General features: G+C 41.8%; 11 protein-coding genes. All 11 read right to left on the reverse strand.

Features of this window, described 5'->3' with window-relative positions:
• Positions 1–132: 132 nt before the first annotated feature.
• A complete protein-coding gene (coaBC, locus tag VGB26_02875; protein ID HEX9756727.1) occupies positions 133–1362 on the reverse strand; it encodes a bifunctional phosphopantothenoylcysteine decarboxylase/phosphopantothenate--cysteine ligase CoaBC in 1230 nt (409 codons plus the stop codon).
• A 75-nt stretch (positions 1363–1437) separates the two neighbouring features.
• On the reverse strand, positions 1438–1821 hold the full coding sequence (gene rpoZ / locus VGB26_02880) for a DNA-directed RNA polymerase subunit omega (GenBank protein ID HEX9756728.1): 384 nt from the start codon (positions 1819–1821) through the stop codon (positions 1438–1440).
• On the reverse strand, positions 1822–2448 hold the full coding sequence (gmk, locus tag VGB26_02885) for a guanylate kinase (GenBank protein HEX9756729.1): 627 nt from the start codon (positions 2446–2448) through the stop codon (positions 1822–1824).
• 92 nt (positions 2449–2540) lie between these two features.
• Positions 2541–3407, reverse strand: a complete 867-nt coding sequence (locus tag VGB26_02890; GenBank protein HEX9756730.1) for a YicC/YloC family endoribonuclease — start codon at positions 3405–3407, stop codon at positions 2541–2543.
• Between the two features lie 126 nt (positions 3408–3533).
• On the reverse strand, positions 3534–4199 hold the full coding sequence (gene nth / locus VGB26_02895) for an endonuclease III (protein HEX9756731.1): 666 nt from the start codon (positions 4197–4199) through the stop codon (positions 3534–3536).
• Positions 4200–4449: 250 nt separating this feature from the next.
• The gene (gene queC / locus VGB26_02900) at positions 4450–5136 is read right to left on the reverse strand and encodes a 7-cyano-7-deazaguanine synthase QueC (protein ID HEX9756732.1); all 687 of its coding nucleotides are present in this window, start codon (positions 5134–5136) and stop codon (positions 4450–4452) included.
• A complete protein-coding gene (locus VGB26_02905; GenBank protein HEX9756733.1) occupies positions 5133–7625 on the reverse strand; it encodes a protein kinase in 2493 nt (830 codons plus the stop codon). Before VGB26_02905 ends, queC begins: the two co-directional genes overlap by 4 nt.
• 104 nt (positions 7626–7729) lie before the next feature.
• The gene (locus tag VGB26_02910; protein HEX9756734.1) at positions 7730–8953 is read right to left on the reverse strand and encodes an FHA domain-containing protein; all 1224 of its coding nucleotides are present in this window, start codon (positions 8951–8953) and stop codon (positions 7730–7732) included.
• 384 nt (positions 8954–9337) lie between these two features.
• The gene (locus VGB26_02915; GenBank protein ID HEX9756735.1) at positions 9338–10246 is read right to left on the reverse strand and encodes an OmpA family protein; all 909 of its coding nucleotides are present in this window, start codon (positions 10244–10246) and stop codon (positions 9338–9340) included.
• A 143-nt stretch (positions 10247–10389) separates the two neighbouring features.
• Entirely contained in the window at positions 10390–12159 is a 1770-nt protein-coding gene (locus VGB26_02920) for an FG-GAP-like repeat-containing protein (protein ID HEX9756736.1), read from the reverse strand.
• A gap of 887 nt (positions 12160–13046) precedes the next feature.
• A partial coding sequence (locus tag VGB26_02925) for an invasin domain 3-containing protein (protein HEX9756737.1) occupies positions 13047–14379 on the reverse strand: 1333 nt, incomplete at its 5' end.

Consider the following 14379-nt stretch of genomic DNA (forward strand, 5'->3'; position numbering starts at 1 on the left):
TCAAAAAAAAGTCAAGAAACATACGAACTTCCACCTTTTCCAACCCTTTTATTAATCCCCCTTGTTATTCCCAAAACCGGTTTGAATACACCGAGGAACTCCAAAATAAACTAATCCGGCCGCTATGGCCTTTCAATTATTCCCTTTCCTGTTTTTTACCTGAACGGCCCTTTTTAAAATCTGCTCAGCCACCTGTTCTTTAGACATCTTGGGTAATTTCTCCACTGAACCAAAACAGTCCATAAGAGTAACAATATTGGTATCTTGGTCGAATCCCGCCCCTTTTTGGGTAACGTCGTTGGCCACAAGAAGATCCATACGTTTACGGATCATTTTCTGTCGAAGTGCTTCAAGGTCCAAGTGGGTTTCTGCCGCAAAGCCTATCAGGACACAATGATTTTTTGATTTTCCCAATTCCTCCAAAATATCCGGAGTTTTTTCAAATTCGAGTTTTAAGAGCCCTTTTCCTTTTTTAATTTTGTCCCCGACATATTTCCGAGGCCGAAAATCAGCCACGGCCGCGGTCATGATCATATAATCAGATTGGGAGTAACGTTCTAGAACGGTCCTTCTCATTTCTTCAGCCGTGGTCACGCTTTTAAATAAAACCCCTTCAGGTTGGGGGATAGCAGTTGGACCACTAATTAATTCAACGGAAGCCCCCAATTTTTTTGCTACTTTTGCCAATGCATAGCCCATTTTTCCGGATGATCGGTTAGAAAAAAAACGAACAGGATCAATTCCTTCCTGAGTAGGCCCGGCTGTAATCAGGATCCTCTCTCCCTTGAATAGGGTATTAATTTTAAAATGGCCCATCACACCATCAATAATCGTTTCAATTTCTGAAAAACGTCCCACTCCCACACCACCGGATGCCAAAAGACCATACTCGGGCCCAATGAAACCTACCCCAGTCTCCCTTAATATTTGAATATTTCTTTGTGTTCTTGGATTTTTCCACATCATTGCTTCCATGGCGGGAACAGCCAAAATGGGTTTATCACTGGACAGAACAATAGAGGATAATAAATCATCGGCTAAGCCATTTGCGATTTTTGAAAGGGAGTGGGCAGTGGCAGGGGCAATTAGGATTAAATCGTTTTCTTCCCCAAGCTGGATGTGAACCATCCCTTCTCGGGAGTGAAATAATTCCTCAAAAACAGGTTTCCCAGAAAGAACTTTAAAAGATAATGGGGTAACAAACTCTTTGGCCCCCCGGGTCATAACCACCGTGACGATTGCCCCAAGCTCCTTTAGCCGCCTTAGCAGGAAAAGGGCTTTATAGGCAGCGATACTCCCGGTCACACCAAGCAAAATTTTCTTGTTATCCAACGGAGGCGTTAAAGGGGATATTTTATTCATGCGGTGTTTTTGGACCGGCTTTTATGTTTTAAACTTAAATTCAAACATTAAAAGGTTCACTCCTTAAAACCTTTTTTATTTAGACTCATTAACCAATTCAACATCCCCTTCACTGGCTCCGGGACCTTTAATTCCGGAGTCATCCACATAAACGCTTAAATCTTTTTTGATTTCACTGGTGTCTTCTTCTTCTGAAAAGACTCTTTTTCGGGCATCTTCTTCCCGAATTCTTTTCATTTCCTTATAAGCCAACCGCGCCTCTTTTCCAACCAGGAATTGAACCTTTCCTAAAAGAATTTCATCCAACGCCACGGTAGTCTCTTTAGTATACCGGCTTCCAGTTATTTTCTTTGCTCCCTCCATTAGTTGTTTCGCCCGCTGAGATCCAATAATCACCAAACGATAACGACTATCAAATTCCAGTTTTTCAAAATCAATAGGTAAAGACACAATTTCCATTTAAAACGCCTCCTTACATTTAATAAAGTTTTCCTCAATCCAACCCAAGTTCATCCTTTTCATTCGAATTCTTTCTGAAACAATAATCGCCTCCAGTTCCCTAAATGCCTTTTTTAAATCATCATTGATAATTAAGTAATAATATTCTCTATAATTCCAAATCTCTTCTTTTGCTTTTTTCAAGCGACGCACTATTTCTTCATGGGATTCGGTTTGCCGTTCCTTTAGCCGGTTTTTTAAATCTTCAAAGGAGGGGGGTAAAACATAAATAAAAACACCTTCCTTATGTCTTTTTTTAAATTGCAACGCCCCCTGAGAATCCACATCTAAAATCACGTCAATTCCCCTGTCAATTAAATCCATTAAAACTTCTCTGGAGGTTCCATAAAGGTTTCCATGGACCTCCGCCCATTCAATAAACTCTTTTCGCTCCACCATCTGTTGAAATTTGGCATTATCCACAAAAAAATAGGATTTTCCATCCACCTCACCTTCCCTCGGAGGCCGAGTGGTATAGGAAACAGAATGCTGAAGATTTGGAACGACTTCGGTAATCTTCCGGCATAAAGACGTCTTGCCAGCGCCGGATGGAGCAGATACCACAAAAATGAGTCCTCTTTCTTTCATTAAAACCTCAAGGTCTTTCAAGGGAGCTACATCGCCCCTGACCCTCAACAAACTCCTGGGGTCTTCAAATTAATTGCCCAGGTTTATAACCCCTATTCGATATTTTGGCATTGTTCCCGAAGCCGCTCCAATTCACCCTTGATTTCAATAACTTCTTCTGAAATCGAGGTGTCATTCGCCTTTGCACCCAAGGTATTCACTTCACGGTTCATTTCTTGAACTAAAAAATCCAGGCTTCTTCCGATAGGTTTTTTTTGAGAAAGAAATATTTCAAACTGTTCGCAATGGCTTTTCAATCGCGTAATTTCTTCTTCAACATCAGACCTTTCTGCAAAATAAGCGACTTCTTGATGCAGCCTGGTTTGATCCAGAGAAACAACCCCACTGATTTGCTGAATTTTCTTCATGAGACGGTTCTGATGCTCCTCAACAACCATTGGAACACGCTTTTCGATTCTAAAAATTCGCCGATGTAACCTTTTTAAAACCCCCCGGATATATCTCTCTAGTACCTGGCCCTCTTTTTTGCGCATAGATCCAAGGAGGGTCATTGCGTTCTTTAAAAGGTTTTTAACGGGTTTTTCAAAAAGGGATGGGGCAAGAGGGCTCTCCTTTACTACCAATAGATCTTTAAAGGTCACCAGGGAATTGAAATCGGGGGCTCCAGGAAGTTTAACTATTTTTTTAAGCTCTAACAACTGATGATGATATTGCTTGGCAAGATTTTTATCGAGCAAAACTTTTTTTTGACCCCCCTCTCCCCCGTTAAAGGAAACTATAAGATCTACCTTTCCTCTTGAAAAACCCTTCCGAAGAGTTTGCTTTAAACCTCCTTCTAAAGGGTTTAAATCCTTAGGAAGCCTTATTGAAATTTCAAAGAATCTATGATTAACCGATCGAAGGTCCAGCGTTATAAAATGACCATTGAAAGATCCAACACTTCTCCCAAAACCGGTCATGCTTTTGATCACAAAAAAACCCGCATTAGAGACTAGGGTGGGAAACACATTTTCTATTTAAATTCCGCCATTATAAACAACCCATCTCCCATTGTCAACCAATTGTTTTTCTTGAAGAAAGCTCATTTATTGCGGTTTTTTGGTCAGGGTTTTTCTTTCTTTTTCATTCTCCCGGTACCAGTGACAGAAAAGTTGAAAACCACATGGTTGACAATGAGGAGACCTCGCTTTGCAAATATATCGACCATGAAGCAAAATTTGAAGTGAGGCCCGCGTCCAAAGTGACGGGGGAAGCCAATTTCCTAATCCTTTTTCAATAAGATCGGGGTCATCAGATTGGGATAATCCAAGGCGTTGACACACCCTTTTCACATGAGTATCCACTACGAAGGCATTGACTCCAAAACAATTTCCCAGAATGACATTGGCGGTTTTTCGCCAAACACCTGGAAGGGTTAGAAGCTTCTCCATACTATTTGGCACCTTTCCATCAAACTCCTCCAGTAACATTTTACAGGACCCGATGATGTTTTTTGCTTTCATTTTGTAAAACCCGGTGGCCCTAATTTCTGTTTCGAAACTGGGAAGATTCGCCTGGGCATAATTTCTAACGGTCCTATACTTTCGAAACAATTTCTCTGTAACCTGGTTTACCCGTTTATCCGTACATTGGGCAGAAAGGATGGTGGCCACAAGGAGTTCCAGGGGATTTTTGAAATTCAATTCAACTTCTGGCTTTGGAAATTCCTGGTTTAAAATATTCAGTAATCGAGTATACGTTAATTTACTCATGCCGTTGATCTTTTGGGGTTTTATTTTTTTAATAAATTAAAAACTCTTTTATAAATCAATTGGTTGTAAGTTACATCCCATCGGCCCATAAAATCCAATCTGAACTTTTGAATCCCTGGGGCCGTTTATATTCTCAGGGGGTGATGGAAGGGATTCGGAATCGGATCAGGATTCATAGGAGAGAATTTGGGAATCCAAGGAGAGAAAACCTCCAAAGGAAAACCCTCCCGAAAACCTCCTCTCCTCTTTTTTAATCAAGGTAGGGTAAAGGATCCTCCAGTCCGGCTTCTTGAAAACCTCTTTTGCGAAGTTTACAACTATCACATCGGCCGCAGGAAATTCCAGTAGGGGCAGGATCATAGCAACTATGGGTAAGATGAAAGGGGACCCCTAATTCTTTTCCTTTCAACACGATTTCAGCTTTGCTTAAAAAAAGCAAAGGCGTCTTAATTCGGAATTTCAATTTCCCCTCAACGGACATCTTCGTTGCCAGATTTGCCATTTTTTCAAACGCACGAATAAATTCAGGCCGGCAATCGGGATACCCACTATAATCAACGGCATTAGCTCCAAAGAAAATAGCCTCAGCCCCCCAGCCCTCAGCTAGGGCAAGGCCGAATGAAAGAAAAATTGTATTGCGTGCGGGAACATAGGTAGGAGGAATTTCAGACGCAATGGTTTTCATATCCCGATCCTTGGGTATTTCTTTCAAAGAGGTAAGGGCAGATTCCCCTAACCCTTTAAATTCCAATTTTTGAACCAAATGGTTTTTTATCCCTAAGGTGGAAACCACCTCCTTGGCCCGTTCAACTTCAATCCGGTGGCGTTGCCCGTAATCAAAACTTAATGCAAATACATCAAATTTCTGATGGCAAGCCATTGCCATTGCAGTGGAGGAATCTAACCCTCCACTACAAAGGACCACGGCTTTTTTCATTTTGTTTCCTCAACGGAAAGGTCTTTAAGAATGTCTTTGACCCGAGAGTATCTTTTTAGCTTTTCCTTTTCAAGGCATTTAAGAATGATTTGGTTTAAAAAAGTTGGGGATTTTGAATTCAAAGTGGCGGGGTCTGGGGGGTTTTTATGAAGATGCTGGTTAAATACATCATTTCCAAAAAAGGGAGGCTTTCCTGTTACCATTCTAAACATGGTACAGCCCAAGGAATAAATGTCTGACTGATGATCTACCTCCTTGCCTAAAATCTGTTCAGGGGACATATACAAGGGTGTTCCTTTTACTTCCGTGGTTTCCCCCATTGAATCATGAACAATCTTTGCTAACCCAAAGTCCATTATTTTTACCACCTTATCCCGGCTGATCATAATGTTCCCGGGTTTGATATCCCTGTGGATAACACGCCTGCTATGAGCATAATCCATTCCTGTACAAATTTGCTGAAATATTTGGACAATATCAGAAATAGGGAGAAGTTGGTTTTTTTCCAAGAGTTCTTTCAAGGTCATTCCATCCACAAACTCCATGGTAATAAAATAATCTCCCTCACTTTGTCCGGAATCAAATATGGTCACGATATTGGGATGGTGGATGGATGCGGCCGTTCGAGCTTCCTGAATAAAACTTCCAAGAACCTTTTGATTACCCCGGACACTTTCTGGCAAAATTTTGTAAGCCACAATCCGTTTCAATACAATATCCTCAGCTTTATAAACTACCCCCATTCCCCCTCGCCCAATTTCCCGCAACAATTTATACCGGTTTTCAACCACCTGCGCCTTGCCCAGCGCTTTCTTTTTATTCATCGGTTTTTCCAGATGGCCATTTTGCAGGTTCTCCAGTTTGGCTTTTACATCCTTATATTGTATATTCTCCGCTAATATCCGTTCGAAAAGGATCATGGCCCCCTCAAAGTCTTCCAACCGCTCATGAAGGTTGGCCAGTTGATAGTAGTGTTCAATGGTTTCCGCATTCACGGGTCTTCGGGCCAAAGCCCTCTGATACTTTTCCCTGGCAGGTCCAAACATCCCTTTATCCGTAAATAACCTCGCCAACGCCAAACTGGCTTCGGAATAATCCTCTGATTTTGAATCCACTTTTTGGAGAAGAAGAATGCTTTCATCAACCTTTCCCTGTTGCTCCCTTAAATTAGCTGCTTCCAAAAAAAGGGATTCTTTTTCTAAAAGAGGAATGGCTTTATCACACTCCTTAAGCTCCTGATATAGCCGAGCGGCCTCTTGAAATCGTCGACCTTTTTCTAAGGCTTGGGCGGCCATGGGTTTATCCCCAAGCGCTAAAAAAATCTCACTGGATTTAGATAAATCTCCACCTTTAAAAAACATCTCACCCGCACGCTTTAAATCTCCGGCCCGCTCATACATTTCCCCGGCTTGGTTAAATTCCTGGGCTTGTTCATAATAATAGGCTGCCTCTGTAAATCGCTCTTCCCTTGCGTATTTTTCCCCAATCAATAAATCCCCCTGACGAACATCCCCTCCTTCTCGAAGCACCTCTGCGGCCTTATCGTATTCTTTTATTCCAACATAAAGATCGGCAGCCCGTTGATGCTCTCCCGAATCCCGAAAGGCTTGGGCGGCTTCTTGTACAAAACCTCCAATTAAAAAAATATTCGCAGCCTCTTTGACTTTTCCCACCGTTAAATAGAGTTCACCACTTTTTTTGGAATAACCGTTCAACGCATCTCGCTGCCCCGGGGAAAGGGAGGCGTTGGAATCTTTAAGCTTAGGAAATTCCTGTAGGAAATACCGTTCAAACATTTCTGCCGCTTTTGGAATTTCCCGTGCAGAAAAATACATCCATCCCGCTTTTTGAAAATAGTTAGCTTTTTCAAAAATTTTTCCGGCTTCTAAATACATTTCTCCCGCTTCATACATTTCTCCCGCTAAAAATCCTTTTCCGCCTTTCAAATAAAGTTCAGCTGCTTTTTGGAAATTTTTTCCCTTTTGGTAATTTCTGGCCGCGCTTTCATAAGATTGGGCTAATTCATAAAATGCAGCGGCCTGATCCCATTGCTGAAGTTTTTCAAAAATCCTTCCAACTTGTTGATTTCCTTTTCCCTTTTTATACATCTGTTTGGCTTTATCAAGGTCATTTATTAGTTCATAAATTTCCCCGGCCGCCAAGTAATCTTTCTCTTTCTCATAATGGCGGGCCTCTCTGGTCATTTGCTTTATCTGTTTTTTTCCTCCATACCTGTTTTGGTCAGAGGCCATTCCTCTCCATTTTCCAAGGAAACTAAAAAGGGCCTTAAGCAAAAAACTGAGAACAACCATCACCACCAGATAGGGAAGAATTTTTTCAGGATGGGCTTTAATATCGAGGAAAACCCTTTGGAGCAAGGGGAGATATTCCTTTGGAAGGTTTAATAGGTCTTCCTGGGCAAAAACAGATGGGTTAAAAAGAAACAAGGAAAGAGAAATAAAGAACCCCCTTGGAATCCAGAAGCCCAAACACCATACTCTTTTTTTTATAAAGAAAGTAAACCCACCTCTTAGGAGGGGAAACTTGGGGTTCAGATATTTCGAAGGTTTTGTTTCATTCAAAGGTGATCCCTTTAGCCGATTATCACTTTTAACGTAGTCCGACCAATTTTTATTGAATCATCTGCACTCAAAATTTTGGATTCAGTCCGTTTCCCATTAATAAAGCTCCCATTTCTGCTTTTCAGATCAAGAAAAAGGAACTCGTTTTCCCGTTGTTCAATGGAAGCGTGTTGCCGTGAAACCGATGGATCGGAGAGAACCAAATCGGAATTAAGCCTTCCGATTAACACCTTATCTTTTTGGACCTCAAAAACACTCCCAACATCTTGTCCCTCCAAAATTTTAAGTGAAAGACTCCTTTTCCTGGGTTTAAGGGCTTCAAGATCTTGAGGAGGAATTTCGATTTTTAATTTAGTTGTCTCCTCAAAAAGACTACTGTCTTTCGGTTCCCCCGTCAAGGAGGGTCTTTTCTCTAAAAAAAGAAGGGTATGCTTCCCAATTTGAATGCGGTCACCTTCTTTTAAACGTTCTTGGCTCACGGGTTTTCCATTGAGCATCGTTCCGTTTAAACTTCCTAAATCCTTGAAAATAAAATAATTTTCCTGCCTGAGAATCACCCCGTGCTCTCTGGAAGCCCCTACATCTTCAATAACAAGATCATTCTGTGGACCCCGGCCTATGGAGACCTCTCCTTTTTCAACCTGAAGGGAATTGATTACACCGATAGGCGAAGAAACAATCAGTTCTGGTTTGGAGACTAAAAAATAATCCATTACCCCAAGAGGAAGGAAGGCGGCCGCGGGAGCCATATCCCTGGCGGGAGAAACCTGGACATCCCGAAACACCAAGACTTCAAGAGGCTTTTTGGCCGCCGCCGTATAAGTATAAACCAAAAGCTGTTCCACCAAAGATCCCTCGTTTGAGATCTGCTCTGAAAACAAATAATAGGTCTCAACCAGTTTTCCCTGTCGTAAATAAAATAGGTTGACTCCCTCCTCTTGGCGGAGCCCTAAAACCAATTCTTTTTTCTCCTCTTCAAGTTCCTTTAAAAGTCGCTCCAAATCAATCAGTTCCGTTGTCGCCTTGGTTGAGGGTCTTTTATGAGAAAAAACCTGAAGGGATTTGAAAAAAACCGGGTCGGTTGAATACAACGATAACAAGGGTTGTTTCATAGAAACCATGGTCGAAAAATATGAATATAAATCAACAGGCCTCATCACCTGATCAGATTGAACGGCAGCCGCGTAGGGTTCACCGTGGAGAATAAAAAGAAAAAGTTCTTGGGATGAATCCATTGCGGATAAAATTCCATTAAAAGGTTTCGTTTTGGTGTGATATTGCTGGAATAAGGAATTTACAAACTTGGTCGAATAAGGTTGATTAGAGAAGACAAGGCTATTTGGAGGAAAGGGAATTTTCACCCTGTTTTTCCACTTTTTCAGGTAATAGGAACCCTTCTACCCTTTATTTTTTAATAAAAATAATCAGAGGGGTTGCCTAAAAAAATAAATCTGGGTAAATTTCTCAAAGGAACTTGTTGAATTATATGTGGGATTCCAACTCTTGTCAACAAAACCGAACTGGACCTACCGCCTATTATTTACACAAAAACAGGGTGTTAAGACCACTCCCTTCCCTATAAGGCCGGGGCTTCATTTTGAAAAGATATATAATTTTTTTTATTTTAATTCTTCAAGTACTTCGGAAAGGTCTAGGGGGACAAGGACAATTTCAATTCGCCGATTTTGAGCTTTTCCTTGAGGGGTTTCATTACTCACCACTGGGCGATAACTAGCATACCCCGAAACAGCCAAACGCCGTGGATCCACTCCCTCTTTTTCTTGCAGGTACCTTGCCACGGTAGTCGCCCGAGAAGCGGAAAGTTCCCAATTGGAGGAAAACCGTTCAGCAATTCGGTTTGAGACAGGAACGTTATCAGTATGCCCTTCTACACGGATTTCCTTATCGGTTACCTTTTGGAGGGCTTGTCCAACCTTTTTCAACACCTTAATTCCTTGGGGCTTGAGTTCTGAGCTTCCAGAGTCAAACAGAATTTTTTCCACCAGGTTCATGGAAAGCTTTTCCTTGACACGGGTAATTTTAATTGCCCCTTCTTGAATCTCACCCTCAAGTTCTTGCACCAATTCCTCATAGGTATCTTTTATTTGTTTTGTGGTCTCTTCTTTTTCCACCTTCAGAGATTCACTGAGCTGTTGAAGCCTGTTAATTTCGGCAGTTTGTTTGGCCCTCATCCCGAATAAATCTTGGCTTTGTTCCTGTAGCTCAGATACCTTTTGATTCAAATCCCGGATTCTTAATTGGAGGTTTTCAATGGTTTGGGCACGATCACTTCGGACGGATTCCAATTCCTCTTCTAATCGGGTACTTTTTCCCTGAAACTCTTTTAACTCTTTTTCTAAATCCCGTATCCGACGCCGGGCCTCTTCTAAGACGCCCTCTAACTTCCCAACCTCTCGTTGGGTTTCGATCAAATCAAAATTAGTTTTTTCATAGGTATCCCGGCTCACCACACAACTTTGTAACCCAAACCCAAGTATAAAAACCAATAACAATGCAGCCAATCGCATCTTTTCCTCCGTTTGAATTGGAATGAATTTATCAAATCAGAGAAAGCAAGGCAAGGGGAACTTCAAAAACCCCTTATAAATAATTTAAAAAATTTTTGATAGGAAATTTAGGAAGGAATAGGTTAAAGAAATTACATTTTTTTTTAGCGAAGGATATAGATCGCCCCTGTATCATCATTAATTTCTACATCTTGATCATTTAAACGGGCCCCAATGGCTATCTCATCATACCCATCACCATTGGTATCCCCAATTCCTATTACCGACCGCCCAAATTGATCTAAAGAATTTTCCCCTTGGATTGAAAGCACACCCAAATCCGTAGCGTTAATATTTCCAATTAGGTTTGGTCCCCCATAAAAAATGTATGCCATTCCATTGTTTGGAATACTGGAAGGGTTTCCTTGTGAAGCACCTACGATTAAATCCGAGAACCCATCCAGGTTTATATCCCCCGCATCTGCAATGGCTTCACCAAACCTATCATCGTTTAAAGTTCCAAACAAGGTCACATCCGCTTCAAATGCATTTTTTGAAACAAACCCTGGACCGCTATAGAAAACATAAACCCTTCCGGGAATCGTATCCGGTAAAGGAGCCCCAACAACGACATCACTTTTGGAATCCCCATTCATATCACCGGTTATGGCAACAACCCATCCAAATTGATCAGTGGTTAGTAAAACCCTTGAAAATTCAACATCGGCATCCAAAGCGGTGCCGCTATCAGTTAAAAGTGGTAACATTGCCCCGTAAAAAACATAAGCAGACCCACCCTTAAAAGCATTTTCACGTTTATCAGCTCCTATTACCAAATCCCCAACCCCATCTCCATCTATATCGCCATTCCCACTGACAGAAAAACCAAAGAGATCACCCGGATTGTCACCACTTAAGATAAGACCTGCATCCGTCGAAATCAGTTGTGAGAGAGAGGAATTATTTCCAAAAAAAACATATGCCTTCCCTTGATTAGAATTGGTAAAGGGAGCTCCCACAATAAAATCGGAGATATTATCATTATTAATATCTCCTAAAGCTGCAACGGCGTAACCAAACTCCCCATTATCTGAAACCCCTTTTATGGTTACACTGGGGGGAAAATCGGGAGGTGAATTCTCACCTATTCCTGTTGGACAGGAACCTCCTCCACTTCCATAGTAAATATAAACAACCCCACTATTCGTTAAGGGATTTTCATCAAATTTATTTGCCCCAACAATAATATCATCACAACCATCCCCATTTACATCACCCACGCCTGCAACCGAAAAACCAAACTGTTCTCCAGAATTCGAGCTTTCTAATTTAATATTCGGAGTAGATTTAATATCAGTGTCCCCAAAAAACACATTAATAGACCCAAAGCCCGATGTCTCATTGGTGGGGGCACCCACTATAAAATCTGGAATACCATCTCCATTTATATCTCCAGCCTTCGCAATAGAATGGCCAAACCGATCTAAATTTTTCTTTCCACTTCTTTTCAACGATTTCTGTGAGGAGATAAAAGAAAAAGAGGTTGAAAGAGCAGAGGAATTTCCTGAGGAATCGGTGGTTTTTATGGCAACGTAATAGGTCTTTCCAATATCCAATCCGGGAATGGTGAGTTGTTCTTTTGTTGGCGCTGGGTTGGGAGAAGGGGCATTTAAAACTAGGCTCGCATTATTAAAATCCAAATCGTTGTCGATGGGCTGATCCCAAATACGCACATCATAACTGGAGGCAGTCCCAACATTTCCATCATCCCCCGGAGCGGTCCATGTAATGGTTCCCCTCGTTCCGGGAACATGGAAAATATCATTAATGGCTGAGGGAGGCGTGGTATCGGGAAGGGTGGTGGTAGGAGTAGTCGTTGTGGTTGTTGTGTCATCTCCCCCACCTCCCCCTCCGCTTCCGCAGCCAGCAACCATTAGGATTAATAAAACTATCCAAAATTCCCTGAATTTATTGAATGGCTTTCCCTTTAACATAAAAATTAAAAAAATGAATGTGACTATGGGGGTAATTTTTGAAAGAACTATGACAAAAAAACGGTATGGGTTATAAAGAACCATCTAGCAGAAATTTTCTCCTGGGGGGTGAAATAGCCATTCCCCTATTGTGCAAGATTGATACCCTCAGAAAAAAGAAAGCATATTGAACCGAACTAACTGAAATTTTTGAAAAAATACCCATTTTAAATTACTTACACTCAACCACTAAATAAAATGGAACAAAAAGAACCTTGCTGGAGGGAAAGAAGGGATAAACTTTTTCTCATAAATGAAAATTAGGGTTAACCGGTTTGGAAAACACCAAAAGAAATAAAGTTTTCAAAGTGCTAAGCAATGAAATTTTCTTAATAAAAATAGATGGATGGGATGAACGCGCCTGTCAAATTTATTCGGCCGGACCGTGCAGCGGGAAGATTCCGGTTTCATCACCATTGCACTTGCTGCGGAATATCATTAAAACATCCGGAGCTTTATTTTAGGAGGTGACGGTAAAAATCCATTTTCTGGTGTTGGACCTGCCTTGCTTAAACCGACCCCTGGAAGTAACGAAAAGGGTATATACACCCGTAGTTTTAAAGGTCACGGGAAAGTTATCCTCTTCTGTCGGGTTTAGATCCCCTCCGCATCTTTTCCAGTACTTGTAAGTTAACACTACAACTAACAAGGAAAAAAAATGGGAAGGCCTCTTTTACCCACCCTATTCTTTTCTTTAATTTCATTTTTTTTATTTAACAATTCAATGTTTTTTAAAAATCTCAAACTCCTGGGGTTTACCAATTTCAATCTTTTTCATGGGGTTATTTTTATGGGGCAACATAAGTCACTTCAATATACAGGTAATCAAAATTCATAACCGTGGTTCCACCCACTCCATTATGAGTAAACTCAATTATTAGGTTTTGAATTTCGGAAAGAGTATTTACTCCCGAAGAAAGCAGATCAAATGTTTGATCGGCACTCCAAACTCCATTGGTATTAACCGGTTGAATGGAAGTATCGGTTAACCCAATCCCATTATCAAACCGAACAAACCCTGTTCCATTATAGGTGCCAACCTCTGTTCCATATTGGAGATGTAAAACCACGCTAGTAATGGTAGCACCAATAGGAATGGAGGATACGTCAAAAGTTGAAAGCCCCATCACCCTATTTTTCCGAACGGTATATTGACCATCTCCTAATGCAAGGGCAGTTACGGGGGCCCCAACGGCATCATCTATCTGAATATCACTAATTTGGTCTCCTGAATCATCTAATCCGGTTTGAATGGTTGGGATTACATTTGAATTTACCTCAAAAAACACTGTCGCAGTTTGAGTAATTGACACACCATCTCCAATGGCACTTACCGCTGCTGTCCCGGATGTTGTGGAAGAGATCTCCCCGGTCGTTTGTCCACTGACATCGGTTACTCCTGAGGGTTGTGTGATGGTATCGGTTAAACCTCGAGAAGAGCTCAAGATCACATTGGCTCCAGAAACAGGATGGTTATTGGCATCCAACAATGTTACTGTAATCGTGCTTGTAGTGATTCCATCAGCTTGTATATTGGTGGGACTAGCAACAACCGTTGAATTTGTTGCATCAGGGGGACCCGCTACAAATGAAACATTAGCGGTTTGGGTAATACCGGTTCCTCCCGCAATGGCACTAATGACCGCATTTCCCAAAGTCAAAGAGGCCACTGTTCCAGTGGTCTGACCATTAGCATCCGTCACCCCTGCAGGCTGCGTAATTGTATCGGTCACACCTCGCGAAGAAATCAAGGTCACACTCGCTCCTTGCACAGGATTACTATTGGCATCCAATACCGTCACCGTGATTGTACTGCTGCTGCTCCCATTCGCCACCACACTGGTCGGATTGGCCACTACCGTGGAAGTTCCCGCATCGATGGATCCTGCCGTAAACGTGACCGTTGCGGTTTGTATGATATTAACACCCCCTGCCACCGCACTCATCACCGCATTGCCAGCCGTTACAGAAGAAACCGTTCCGGTGGTCTGACCCGCTGCATCGGTTACCGAGGCGGGCTGCGTAATCGTATCGGTCACACCTCGCGAAGAAATCAAGCTCACACTCGCTCCTTGCACAGGATTACTATTGGCATCCAATACCGTCACCGTGATTGTACTG

This window comes from Nitrospiria bacterium (genome assembly GCA_036397255.1).
In the GTDB taxonomy this organism is placed as follows: Bacteria; Nitrospirota; Nitrospiria; order DASWJH01; family DASWJH01; genus DASWJH01.

Coding starts and splice junctions, on each gene's coding strand:
- VGB26_02890 (HEX9756730.1), bottom strand. CDS start 3,407: ATGACCGGTTTTGGGAGAAGTGTTGGATCTTTCAATGGTCATTTTATA.
- nth (HEX9756731.1), bottom strand. CDS start 4,199: ATGAGTAAATTAACGTATACTCGATTACTGAATATTTTAAACCAGGAA.
- rpoZ (HEX9756728.1), bottom strand. CDS start 1,821: ATGGAAATTGTGTCTTTACCTATTGATTTTGAAAAACTGGAATTTGAT.
- queC (HEX9756732.1), bottom strand. CDS start 5,136: ATGAAAAAAGCCGTGGTCCTTTGTAGTGGAGGGTTAGATTCCTCCACT.
- gmk (HEX9756729.1), bottom strand. CDS start 2,448: ATGAAAGAAAGAGGACTCATTTTTGTGGTATCTGCTCCATCCGGCGCT.
- VGB26_02910 (HEX9756734.1), bottom strand. CDS start 8,953: ATGGATTCATCCCAAGAACTTTTTCTTTTTATTCTCCACGGTGAACCC.
- VGB26_02915 (HEX9756735.1), bottom strand. CDS start 10,246: ATGCGATTGGCTGCATTGTTATTGGTTTTTATACTTGGGTTTGGGTTA.
- VGB26_02920 (HEX9756736.1), bottom strand. CDS start 12,159: ATGGTTGCTGGCTGCGGAAGCGGAGGGGGAGGTGGGGGAGATGACACA.
- coaBC (HEX9756727.1), bottom strand. CDS start 1,362: ATGAATAAAATATCCCCTTTAACGCCTCCGTTGGATAACAAGAAAATT.